The organism is Streptomyces viridosporus (assembly GCF_002078235.1).
Taxonomy (GTDB): domain Bacteria; phylum Actinomycetota; class Actinomycetes; order Streptomycetales; family Streptomycetaceae; genus Streptomyces; species Streptomyces viridosporus.
The window spans coordinates 1-11,108 of sequence record NZ_MSGP01000137.1; the positions used below are offsets into that span (position 1 = coordinate 1).

Sequence of the window (11,108 nt, forward strand, 5' to 3'; positions counted from 1 at the left end):
ATCTTGACCGTGTCGGGTGCCCGCCGCCCGGCGGGCACCCGACACGGTCAAGATCCTGATCGCCGGAGGCTTCGGCGTGGGCAAGACGACCATGGTCGGCTCGGTCAGCGAGATCGTCCCGCTGCGCACCGAGGAACCGCTGACCATGGCGGGCCTGGACGTCGACGACCTGAACGGCATCGAGGAGAAACGTGCCACCACCGTGGCCATGGACTTCGGCCGGATCACCGTCTCCGACGACCTCGTGCTGTACCTCTTCGGCACCCCGGGCCAGCAGCGGTTCTGGTTCATGTGGAACGACCTGGCGCTCGGCGCGCTGGGCGCGGTGGTCCTGGTGGACGTGCGCCGGCCCGAGTCCAGCTTCGCCGCGATCGACTTCTTCGAGCGCCGGGGCATCCCGTTCGTGATCGCCGCCAACGGCTTCCACGGGGAGCACCCGTACCCGGCCGAGGAGATACGGGAGTCGCTGACGCTGCCGGAGGGCGTGCCGGTGCTGCTGTGCGACGCGCGGGAGCGGGAGTCGTGCCGGGACGTGCTGATCGCGCTGATCGACCGGCTGATCGCCGCGGCGGCCCCGGCGCCGTGAGACGGCCGGGCCGGGCGGCGCGGTGGGCGGCCGGACGGGGCGGCGCGGTGGGGCCGCCCGGTGGGCGCCGACGGGGCCGCCGCGCCCACCGGGTCCGGCCGGGCGTCAGGACAGTCCGGCCGACTCCAGCCAGGCCTTGGCCACGTCCAGCGGGTCCTTCTTCTCCAGCTGCACCTGGGCGTCCAGGTCGAGGAGGGTCTCGGTGTCCAGCTTCGCGGAGACCGCGTTGAGCGCGTCGACGCCCTCCTGGGGGAGCCCCTCCTTGCGCACCAGCGGGGTCACGTTCGCGAACCCGAAGAGGTTCTCCGGGTCCTTCAGGACGACGAACTTCTCCTTGACGATGGTCGGGTCGGTGGTGAAGATGTCCGCCGCCTGCACGGTGTTCCCGGCCAGCGCCGCCTGGGTCAGCGGCCCGCCCGCGTCGAGCGCCTTGAAGGACTTGAACCTCAGGCCGTAGACGGACTCCAGGCCCTTCAGCCCCTGCCGCCGGGTCTGGAACTCGGGCGAACCGCCGATCACCAGCTCCGGTGCGACGTCCTTGAGGTCGGCGAGGGTGGAGGAGGTGGTGAGGCCGTACTTCTTCGCCGTCTCGGCGTTGACGCTCACCGAGTCCTTGTCCTCGGCCGGCGACGGCTCCAGCAGCGTCAGCTTCTTGTCCAGCTTCTCCTTGACGGCCTCGTTCACGGCCCGGGTGGACTCCTGCTCGGCCTCGGGGTCGAGGTAGGCGAGCAGCGAGCCGTTGTACTCCGGCAGGACCGTGATGGAGCCGTTCTTCATCAGGCCGTACGTCGTCTCCCGGCTGCCGATGTTGTGCTTGTAGGTGACCTTGATGCCCTTGGCCCGGAGCGCCTCGCCGTAGATGTCGGCGAGCAGGGTGCTCTCGGCGAAGTTGTTCGAGCCGACGACGACGGTGCCGGCCTCCGTCTTCTCCTCCGCCAGGGGGTTGTCGGAGGTGTCGCCGGAGGAACAGCCCGCGAGCAGCGCCGCCGCGGCGGCGAGGGAGACGGCCGTCGCACCGGTGTACCTCGTCGTGGACCTGCTGCACTGCGCGGTAGAAGTCATCCGTCGATCCAATCCAGCCGCTTCACGGCCCGTCAAGAACGTGCTGATTACGGTTCGTCGCGCGTGTGGGCGCGGTTCAGCGCCCGCGCACCCCGGGCGACACCGCGAGCCTGCCCGCCGCCCAGAACACCGCGAGGGTGAGCAGCGCCAGGACGGCGACCAGCGTGGCGCCCCCGACCACCTTCTCGTAGTCGCGCTGGTAGAGCCCGTCGACGATGTACCGCCCCAGGCCGCCGAGGCTGACGTACGCGGCGATGGTGGCCGTCGACACGATCTGGATGGCCGCCGAGCGCAGGCCGCTGAGGATCAGCGGGAGCGCCACCGGCAGTTCGACCCTCAGGAGGATCCGCGACTCCCGCATGCCCATGCCGCGGGCGGCGTCCACCGGGGAGGGGTCGACGGAGCGGACCGCCTCGTAGGTGGTCACCAGGATCGGCGGGACGGCGAGCACGACCAGCGGGATCATCACGGGCAGCAGACCGAACCCGATCAGCAGGACCACCAGCACCAGCAGACCGAAACTGGGCAGCGCGCGGGCGGCGTTGGCGACGAAGGCGAGCGCGTTCCCGCCGCGCCCGGTGTGCCCTGTCACCAGCCCGACGGGCAGGCCGATCGCGGTGGCGAGGGCGAGGGCCAGCAGCGTGTACCGGACGTGTTCGAGGAGGCGTTGCGGGATGCCGTCGTAGCCGTGCCAGTGGGCGCCGTCGCTGAAGAAGGCGTTGATGAAGTGGAGGACGTTCACCGGGTCGCGGCCTCCGGTTCGGGTCGTCGCGACCGCGCGGCGGGTCTCGGACGCCGTGTGCCGCGCGGCATCCACGGCGTCAGCAGGGTGCGGAGCAGGACCAGCAGGGCGTCGCACAGGATCGCCAGGGCGGCCATCGTGAGCACGGCGTTCACCGCCAGCTCGGGCCGGTCGTACTTCTGCGCGGCCGCGAGCAGGTTGCCGAGGGCGCCCTGGTTGCCGATCAGGGCGCCGACGCTGACGAGCGAGATGCTCGACGCCGTGGCCACCCGCAGGCCGGCGACGATGGCGGGCGCGGCGATCGGCAACTGCACCTGCAGGTAGCGGCGCACGGGGCCGAAGCCCATGGCGGTGGCCGCCGCCAGGGTCTCCCCGGGCACCGAGCGCACCCCGTCGACGATCGCCGGGACCAGCACCACCAGGCTGTACACGGCCAGCGGGATCATCACGGTGAGTTCGCTCTGGCCGGTGTAGTCGATGAGGACGACGAAGAACGCCAGCGAGGGGATCGCGTACAGCACGGTGGTCGCCCCGAGCACGGGCGGGTACAGCCGGCGGAAGCGCACGCACAGCTGGGCGAGCGGCAGGGCGAGCAGCAGTCCGGCGGCGACCGGCAGCAGGGCCTCCCTCAGGTGCAGCCCGATCAGGCCGGACCAGCTGTGCTGGAGGTCGCTGGGGATGTCGAAGAAGCCGTTCACGGGGCGACCCCGGCCTGGTCCGTACGGCCCCGGGCGTGGGCGGCGCGGATCGCCTCGCCGATGGCCTGCTGGGAGACGACCCCGGTGACCCGGCCGCCGGCGTCCACGGCGACGGCCCAGCCGGTGGGCGAGAGCACGGCGCAGTCGAGGGCGACCCGCAGGGAGTCGGCGCCGGGCACGAACGGCCGCCCGTGGGGCAGCAGTCGGTCCGTCCTGATGTCCCCGGCGATCAGCTCGCCCGGCTCGGCCCAGCCGAGCGGGCGGCCGTCGGGGTCGGTGACGAGGAGGTACCGGGCGCCCGACGCGGCGATCCGCTCGGCGGAGGCGTCGGCCGGGACCACGGCGTCGGTGGTCAGCTCCAGTGCGGCGGAGGAGAGGAAGGACAGCCGCCGGATGCCGCGGTCGGCGCCGAGGAAGTCCTCGACGAAGCCGTCCGCGGGGGCGGACAGCAGTTCGGCGGGCGAGGCGTACTGGGCGAGCCGGCCGCCCTCGCGCAGGACGGCGACCATGGTGCCCAGTTTGACCGCCTCGTCGATGTCGTGCGTGACGAAGACGATGGTCTTGCCCAGTTCCTCCTGGATCCGCAGGAGTTCGTCCTGCAGCCCTTTGCGCACCACGGGGTCGACGGCGGAGAACGGCTCGTCCATCAGCAGCACCGGCGGGTCCGCGGCGAGCGCCCGCGCCACCCCGACGCGCTGCTGCTGGCCGCCGGAGAGCTGGTAGGGGTACCGCTCGGCCAGCGAGGTGTCCAGGCCCACCCGTTCCATCAGCTCCGCGGCCCGCTTCCGGGCGCGCTGCCTGCCCCAGCCGAGCATGCGGGGCACGGTGGCGATGTTGTCGACGATGGTGCGGTGCGGGAAGAGCCCGGCGTTCTGGATGACGTACCCCATGGACCGGCGCAGGTCGGTGACGGGGCGTCGCCGGATGTCCTCGCCGTCGAGGAGGATCGTGCCCTCGGTGGGTTCGACCATCCTGTTGATCATGCGGAGGGTGGTGGTCTTGCCGCAGCCCGAGGGACCGACGAGAACGGTGATCGAGCGGTCCGGGACGTCCAGCGAGAGCCGGTCGACCGCCACCGTGCCGTCCGGGTACCGCTTCGTGACTGAGTCGATCCGTATCAAGACGCGGAATGCCCTTCGGGTGGCGGGTTTCGGCCGGGGTCGCACGGTTCGTCGGTCTGTCGGTCTGTCGCCGGTCGAGTCTAGACGGCACCTCCGACAGAACCCCCCGGGACGCGATCCGCGCGCCAAGCCGCCACCTGCCCGGCCCCGTCCCGGGGAAACCTGCCGTCCGCGACACCCCGTCGATCTCCCGTCGGCCGGCCTTCGCGTCCGTGCCGGGCGGAGGGTCGATCGGGGAGCGGCGGCGCACCGTCCGTGCGGATGCCGCGGCGCGGGCCGGAGCCGCCGAGCGGCGCGGCGCACACCGCGCACACCGCGCACGGCGTCGCCCCGCGCGGCCTGGCCGGGCGGGCGGCCCGGGGCCGCCGCCGCGCGCCGCCGACCCGGACGGCGGCCCGGAGGCGGTGAAGCCGCGCACCGCCTCCGGAGCCTCGACCGCCTCCACCGGGCCGGCGGGGCCCGCGGACCGGTGACGCGCGGGGCGCGTCACCGGCGAGGTCAGCCCTCGGCGGGCTGCAGCCTCAGCGAGACGCTGTTGATGCAGTACCGCTGGTCCGTGGGCGTCGGATACCCCTCGCCCTCGAACACGTGCCCGAGGTGCGAGCCGCAGCGGGCGCAGCGCACCTCGGTGCGCACCATGCCGTGGGAGCGGTCCTCGACCAGCTCCACGGCGTCGGTGTCCTTCGGGTCGTAGAAGGACGGCCAGCCGCAGTGCGACTCGAACTTGGTGCCCGAGGTGAACAGTTCGGCGCCGCAGGCGCGGCAGGAGTAGACGCCCTCGGTCTTGGTGTCGGTGTACTCACCGGTGAAGGCGGGTTCCGTGGCCGCCTGGCGCAGGACGGCGTATTCGGTCGGGGACAGTTCCGCGCGCCACTGCTCGTCCGGCTTCTCCACGTCGTACGGCATGAGCTCCGAGCCCCTTACTTCGACAGATGGTCCAGGATCAGCGGGCCGAGGTCGGTGACGTCGCCCGCTCCCATGGTGAGAACCAGATCACCGGGCTTCGCCATTCCCGCGACGGCCTCGGGGACCTCCGCCTCGTCGCGCACCGCGGCGACGTCGGCGCCGGCCGCGCGGGCCGCCTTGATGATCAGCTCGCTGGTGACGCCGGGGATCGGGTCCTCGCGGGCCGGGTAGATGTCCAGCACGAGCGAGGCGTCGGCCAGGGCCAGGGCCCGGCCCATCTCCTTGCCCAGCTCCCGGGTGCGGGAGAACAGGTGGGGCTGGAAGACGACGAGGATGCGGGAGTCCCCGGCGGCGGCGCGCATGGCCTCCAGGTCGGCCGTCATCTCGGTCGGGTGGTGCGCGTAGGAGTCGACGACCTGGACGCCCGCGGCCTCGCCCTTGAGCTGGAGGCGCCGCTTCACCCCGGTGTACGCGGCCAGCGCCGGGGCCAGCTCGGCGGGCGGGACGCCGAGCGCCGCGCCCGCGGCGAGCGCGGCCACCGCGTTGTGGGCGTAGTGCCGGCCGGGGACCGACACGGTGAAGGTGAGCGGGGCGCCGTCCAGCTCGACGGTCACCTCGCTCTTCAGCCCCTGCGGGACGACCGAGAGGACCCGCACGTCGGCGTCCTCGGCCTCGCCGTACGTCACCGTCCGCACCGCGCCGTCCAGCCGCCGGGTCAGCTCCCGCGCCCCCTCGTGGTCCGCCGAGATCACCAGCGTGCCGCCGGGGACGATCCGGCCGACGAAGGTCTCGAAGGACTGGTGGATCTCCTCCATCGACGCGTAGTTGGCGTGGTGGTCCAGCTCCACGTTGAGGATGATCGCGACCTCGGGGGCGTACTTGTGGAAGCTGCGGTCGGACTCGTCCGCCTCCGCGACGAAGATCTCGCCCTCGCCGTGCAGCGCGTTGGAGCCGGGGACGTCCAGGTCGCCGCCGATCGCGTACGACGGCCGGCGGCCCAGCGCGGCCAGGGAGACGGCCAGCATGGAGGTGGTGGTGGTCTTGCCGTGGGTGCCGGCCACCGCGATCGGGCGCAGGCCGTCCATCAGGGCGGCGAGGGCGTCGGAGCGGTGGACCACCGGGATGCCCAGCTCGGCCGCGCGGCGCAGCTCGGGGTTGTCCTCGCGGATCGCGGAGGAGACGACCACGCAGCTCGCGTCGTCGGCCAGGTGCCCGGCGGCGTGCCCGATGTGCACGGTGGCGCCCAGCGCGCGCAGGGCCTCGGCGGTCTCGGAGTCCTTGGCGTCGCTGCCGGCCACCTCGGCGCCGCGCTGCGCGAGGATCTTGGCGATCCCCGACATCCCGGCTCCGCCGATGCCGATGAAGTGCGGTCGGTCCATGGCGGTGGGAAGGCCGGGTGCCATGTGTGTTCTCCCAGTGGTGCGACGAGCGGGACGAGGGTGTGCGCGCCCTCGCGGGAAGGCGCCGCCCCAGCCTATGCCTTGCTGTGCGAGAAGAGTTTCAGCACCGGCACCCCCACCTTGTGCCGGGCCCGGGAGGCCCAGTCGCGGTGGAAGAACTCCTCCACGTAGTGCGGGTCGGTCAGGACGATCACCTCGTCCGCCCCGACCTCGCCCACCAGGGTCTTCAGCGCGTCCAGGGGGTGGTCCTCGACGAGGCGGCCCTCGGCCTCGTCGCCGGAGGCGCGCAGGGCCTGCAGGGACACCTCCAGGGCCCGCTGTCCCATGCCCTTGGCCTCCTCGCCCTCCGGGGTCTCGCCCTCGCGGACGGCCTCGTCGAGCTCGCCGAGCGCGACGTCGTCGATGGCCCGCAGCAGCCGGTCCGCCTGCTCGCCGCGCGGCTGGAGCAGCACGTGGAAGGAGACGGGCTCGTCCCCGTGCAGGGTGGTGACGAACTCCACGTCGGCGGACGTCAGGGCCTTCTCGATCATCAGTACGCTTGTGAACACCAGGCGCCCCTTCTCCTCGGAGGGCCCGCGGGCCCTCGCCGCTCCGCGGGCCGAGCCAGGCCCCGCGGAAACCGTCCTCCCCGTGTGCGCACGGGTACCGCCGGATTCAGTGTGCCCGTCGCCGCGCCCGGCGGCCCGGCCTGTTCCGCCGATCACCGGACCGACGGCCACCGCCGGACACCTCCGCGGACGTTCCCGGGCCTCCGGTCAGGACCGCTGTCCCCGCCGTTCCCTCTGGTAGCGCGTGAACAGGAAACCGTCCTCCTCCAGCATCGACTTCAGCGCGAAACGCCGCGGAAGTGTCACCGAGGGCCCGCCGGCGATGCGCTGCGCGTCACCGGCGGTGAGCATCGGCGAGACGGTCAGGCAGAGTTCGTCCAGGGCCCCGGCCGCCACCAGCTGCCCCAGCAGCCGCGGTCCGCCCTCGGTCAGCAGCCGGGTGTGCCCCAGCTCCGCCAGGGCCGGCACCACCCGTGCGGGGTCCACGCCGGCGCCCTCCCCCGCGGTCACCACCCGCGCGCCCGCCCGCTCGGCGGCGGCGACGCGGTCCGGGGCGGCCCCGGCGCCCGTCAGGATCAGGGTGGGCACCAGGGGGGAGGCGAACAGCGGGAGGGAGAAGTCCAGGTCCAGACCGGCCGTCACCACCGCGATCACGGGCGCCGGCCCCTGCCCGGCCGCCTCCCGCATCGCCGCGAACTCCGTGCGGGCGCGCGCCGGCCGGTAGCCCTCCTGGCGCACCGTCTCCGCGCCGACGACCACGACGTCGGCGAGTGCCCGCAGGGTGCCGAAGATCCGCATGTCGGCCGCGCAGGAGATGGGCTGGGAGCGGCCCTCGTGCTGGGCGGCGCCGTCGAGGGTGGACACCATGTTGGCCCGCAGCCACGGCTCCCGGCCCCGGGGGCCCGGCCCCGGGTAGGCGTAGGCGGCGGCCAGCTCGGCCAGGCCCCACTCCCGGGCGCCCCCGGCGGGAGCTGCTGTTTCGTCGGTCACGTCGGTCACAGGGAACAGGCGTCGCATGCCGTGCAGTGTTCCACGCCCCTTAGCATGGGGAACCGTGTCGTCCTCCTCCTCCGCCTCCCGTCCCGGTCCGATGGCCGACGTGGCTCCGCTGTCCCTGTGCGCCCGCGAGCCGCACGTCCCCGCGGACCGGCTCGTCGCCGAGATGGTGCCGCCGCCGCGGTTCGACGCGGTCCGCTTCGGCACGTACGTCCCGGACCCGAACCAGCCGAGCCAGACCGAGGCCGTGCGCGTCCTCGAGGACTTCGCGGCGGGCCTCGGCGGGGCGCCGGCCGGCGCCCCGGGCCGGCGCCGGCTGTTCGGCTTCGGCAAGGCGCCGAAGCGGGCCCCGGCCGGCCCGCGCGGCGTCTACCTCGACGGCGGCTACGGCGTCGGCAAGACCCACCTGCTGGCCTCCCTGTGGCACGCCACCGAGGCCGAGCCCGCGCTCAAGGCGTTCGGCACCTTCGTGGAGCTGACCAACCTGGTGGGCGCGCTCGGTTTCCAGCAGACCGTGAAGACCCTCTCCGGGCACCGCCTGCTGTGCATAGACGAGTTCGAGCTGGACGACCCGGGCGACACCGTGCTGGTCTCCACCCTGCTCGGCAAGCTGGTCGAGGCGGGCGTCGCGCTCGCCGCCACCTCGAACACACTGCCGGGCAAGCTCGGCGAGGGCCGGTTCGCCGCCGCCGACTTCCTGCGCGAGATCCAGGGGCTGTCGGCCCACTTCCGCGCCCTGCGCATCGACGGCGAGGACTACCGCCACCGCGGCCTGCCCGAGGCGCCGCCGCCGTACTCCGACGAGCTGGTGACCAAGGCCGCGCACGCCACCGAGGGCGCCTCCCTCGACGCCTTCCCGGACCTGCTGGAACACCTCTCGAGGATCCACCCCAGCCGCTACGGCGCCCTCACCGACGGGATCCGCGCGGTGTGCCTGACCGATGTGCGGCCGGTGCCGGACCAGTCGACCGCGCTGCGGCTCGTCGTCCTCGCGGACCGGCTCTACGACCGCGAGGTGCCCGTGCTCGCCTCGGGGCTGCCGTTCGACCGGCTGTTCGGCGAGGAGATGCTGAAGGGCGGCTACCGCAAGAAGTACTTCCGGGCCATTTCACGGCTCACCGCCCTGGCCCGCGACGCCGGACGGCTCGCCGAAAACCGGTAGCCCCTTTTCCGACACCCGATCGAATTTCCTTCTTCCAGGGGTCCGTTCACGCCAACCCTCTTCCATTTTTCAGGCTCTCGGGGGCACAAAACGTGAAATTGACCCTGCAAAGCCCTTTGCAGGGTTAACGTGTTTCTTGACCATCCGTTGACCAAGCGTTGACGTGCGGAAGAGGTGTGCTTCACCCCGAGGGAGAGGCATGTTACGAGGTAGGACGGCTCCGGCCGCGTTCCCGGCCCTCACGGCCGCTTTACCCGCGCTTCATCTTCCTCCGCTTTCGCACGCTTCACGCCCGCACATACGGCCCGTCACGTAAAGGCCAAGGCTCATCCAGGAACCCGCGGGTCCCCCCACCTTCGTCATGCCCGTGCGACGCGCCCCACCGCGCGCCAGGAGGATCACCAGATGCAACCCCTCATCGACCACGCCCGCACCTTCGGCCGGCGCCCCGAGGAGTTCGCCCGCCTCGCCGAGGGGCAGTCCCCCGACGTCCTGTTCATCACCTGCTCCGACTCCAGGGTCGTCCCGGCCCTGATCACGGGCGCCCGGCCCGGCGAGCTCTTCGAGCTGCGCACCGCGGGCAGCATCGTCCCGCCCTACGCCTCCGACCGCCCCACCGCGGAGGCGGCCACCGTCGAGTACGCCGTGGAGGTCCTCGGCGTCCGCGACATCGTGGTCTGCGGCCACTCCCACTGCGGCGCCGTCGGCGCCCTCGTGCGCGGCGACGACCTGGACGCCGTACCGGCCGTGCGCGACTGGCTGGCGCACGCGGCCGACGGGCCCGCCGCGGCCGACGCGACGGACCCGGCCTGCGCCGAGGCCGTCCAGCACCACGTCCTGGCGCAGCTGCTGCGGCTGCGCTCCTACCCGTGCGTCGGGCAGCGGCTGGCGGACGGGCGGCTCCGGCTGCACGGCTGGTACTACGAGGTGCACACCGGAGCCGTGCGCGCGCACCGCGCGGCCACCGACGCGTTCGAGGCCCTGTGAGCCGGGCCGTGGGCAGGTTCCCCCACCTGCGGCAGGACGTCGCCGCCTCGCTCGTCGTGTTCCTGGTCGCCCTCCCGCTGTGCGTGGGCATCGCCGTCGCCTCCGGCGTCCCGGCCGAACTCGGCCTCGTCACCGGCATCGTGGGCGGGATCGTCACCGGCCTGATGCCGGGCAGCAGCCTTCAGGTGTCCGGCCCGGCGGCCGGTCTGACCGTGCTGGTCTTCGAGGCCGTCGACGCGTACGGGCTGCCCGCGCTCGGCGTGATCGTGCTGGCCGCCGGGCTGCTCCAGCTGGCCATGGGCGCGCTGCGGCTGGGGCGCTGGTTCCGCGCCATATCGGTCTCGGTGATCGAGGGCATGCTGGCGGGCATCGGCCTCGTGATCATCGCGGGCCAGCTGTACGCGGCGGCCGGGCTCCGGGCGCCCGCCTCCGGTCTCGACAAGGTCCTGGGACTGCCCGGGGCCGCCGTGGACGCGCTGGCCGACACGGAGGCGCTCGCCTCGCTCGCGGTCGGGGCGGGCACCGTCGTGGTGATGGTGCTGTGGCGGTGGGCGCCGGGTCCGGCCCGGGCCGTGCCGGGCGCGCTCGCGGCGGTCCTGCTGGCGACGGCGGTGGCGCTCGCGCTCGGTCTGCCCGTCGCCACGGTCGAGGTGCGGGGCCTGCTGGGTTCCCTCCAGCCGCCCGGCGCGGACGCCTTCGGCGCGCTGGCGGACATCGGCCTGATCGGCACGGTCGTCGCCTTCACCCTGATCGCCTCCGCCGAGAGCCTGTTCAGCGCCGCCGCGGTGGACCGGCTGCACCACGGTCCGCGCACCCGGTACGACGAGGAACTGATGGCGCAGGGCACGGGCAACGCGGTGTGCGGGGCGCTCGGCGCACTGCCGATGACCGCGGTCATCG

At 73.3% G+C, this 11,108-nt stretch carries 12 protein-coding genes; 4 read left to right on the top strand and 8 right to left on the bottom strand.

Features of this window, described 5'->3' with window-relative positions:
• Positions 1-16 precede the first annotated feature (16 nt).
• Complete coding sequence (locus B7L92_RS10425; protein WP_081237140.1) at positions 17-586, top strand: GTP-binding protein; 570 nt, start codon at positions 17-19, stop codon at positions 584-586.
• A 105-nt stretch (positions 587-691) separates the two neighbouring features.
• Here the strand turns inward: B7L92_RS10425 and B7L92_RS10430 are convergent, their stop codons facing one another.
• The 8 genes from B7L92_RS10430 to B7L92_RS10465 all read right to left on the bottom strand — a co-directional run bounded on the left by B7L92_RS10430 (position 692) and on the right by B7L92_RS10465 (position 8,080).
• Entirely contained in the window at positions 692-1,648 is a 957-nt protein-coding gene (locus B7L92_RS10430) for an ABC transporter substrate-binding protein (protein WP_081237141.1), read from the bottom strand.
• Positions 1,649-1,724: 76 nt separating this feature from the next.
• The gene (locus tag B7L92_RS10435) at positions 1,725-2,390 is read right to left on the bottom strand and encodes an ABC transporter permease (RefSeq protein ID WP_081237150.1); all 666 of its coding nucleotides are present in this window, start codon (positions 2,388-2,390) and stop codon (positions 1,725-1,727) included.
• On the bottom strand, positions 2,387-3,088 hold the full coding sequence (locus B7L92_RS10440) for an ABC transporter permease (RefSeq protein ID WP_081237142.1): 702 nt from the start codon (positions 3,086-3,088) through the stop codon (positions 2,387-2,389). The genes B7L92_RS10435 and B7L92_RS10440 overlap by 4 nt, the downstream gene beginning before the upstream one ends.
• Positions 3,085-4,209: an ABC transporter ATP-binding protein gene (locus tag B7L92_RS10445; protein WP_081237143.1), complete on the bottom strand. Its 1,125-nt coding sequence runs from the start codon at positions 4,207-4,209 to the stop codon at positions 3,085-3,087. Before B7L92_RS10445 ends, B7L92_RS10440 begins: the two co-directional genes overlap by 4 nt.
• 498 nt (positions 4,210-4,707) lie before the next feature.
• Positions 4,708-5,115: a peptide-methionine (R)-S-oxide reductase MsrB gene (gene msrB, locus B7L92_RS10450; protein ID WP_081237144.1), complete on the bottom strand. Its 408-nt coding sequence runs from the start codon at positions 5,113-5,115 to the stop codon at positions 4,708-4,710.
• A 14-nt stretch (positions 5,116-5,129) separates the two neighbouring features.
• Positions 5,130-6,518 (bottom strand): UDP-N-acetylmuramate--L-alanine ligase, encoded by a 1,389-nt coding sequence (gene murC, locus B7L92_RS10455; RefSeq protein WP_081237145.1) that lies wholly within the window; start codon positions 6,516-6,518, stop codon positions 5,130-5,132.
• Between the two features lie 71 nt (positions 6,519-6,589).
• Positions 6,590-7,063 (bottom strand): indole-3-glycerol phosphate synthase, encoded by a 474-nt coding sequence (locus tag B7L92_RS10460; protein WP_174703946.1) that lies wholly within the window; start codon positions 7,061-7,063, stop codon positions 6,590-6,592.
• Between the two features lie 207 nt (positions 7,064-7,270).
• The gene (locus B7L92_RS10465) at positions 7,271-8,080 is read right to left on the bottom strand and encodes a pyrimidine reductase family protein (RefSeq protein ID WP_081237147.1); all 810 of its coding nucleotides are present in this window, start codon (positions 8,078-8,080) and stop codon (positions 7,271-7,273) included.
• A gap of 37 nt (positions 8,081-8,117) precedes the next feature.
• Here B7L92_RS10465 and zapE point away from each other — a divergent pair, with 37 nt between their 5' ends.
• The 3 genes from zapE to B7L92_RS10480 all read left to right on the top strand — a co-directional run.
• Positions 8,118-9,221, top strand: a complete 1,104-nt coding sequence (zapE, locus tag B7L92_RS10470) for a cell division protein ZapE (RefSeq protein WP_081237148.1) — start codon at positions 8,118-8,120, stop codon at positions 9,219-9,221.
• A 405-nt stretch (positions 9,222-9,626) separates the two neighbouring features.
• Positions 9,627-10,208, top strand: coding sequence for a carbonic anhydrase (locus B7L92_RS10475; RefSeq protein WP_081237149.1), 582 nt, complete (start codon positions 9,627-9,629; stop codon positions 10,206-10,208).
• Positions 10,209-10,216: 8 nt separating this feature from the next.
• The coding region (locus B7L92_RS10480) for a SulP family inorganic anion transporter (protein WP_438363982.1) at positions 10,217-11,108 on the top strand (892 nt) is incomplete at its 3' end.

Coding starts and splice junctions, on each gene's coding strand:
- B7L92_RS10430 (WP_081237141.1), bottom strand. CDS start 1,648: ATGACTTCTACCGCGCAGTGCAGCAGGTCCACGACGAGGTACACCGGT.
- msrB (WP_081237144.1), bottom strand. CDS start 5,115: ATGCCGTACGACGTGGAGAAGCCGGACGAGCAGTGGCGCGCGGAACTG.
- murC (WP_081237145.1), bottom strand. CDS start 6,518: ATGGCACCCGGCCTTCCCACCGCCATGGACCGACCGCACTTCATCGGC.
- B7L92_RS10465 (WP_081237147.1), bottom strand. CDS start 8,080: ATGCGACGCCTGTTCCCTGTGACCGACGTGACCGACGAAACAGCAGCT.
- B7L92_RS10475 (WP_081237149.1), top strand. CDS start 9,627: ATGCAACCCCTCATCGACCACGCCCGCACCTTCGGCCGGCGCCCCGAG.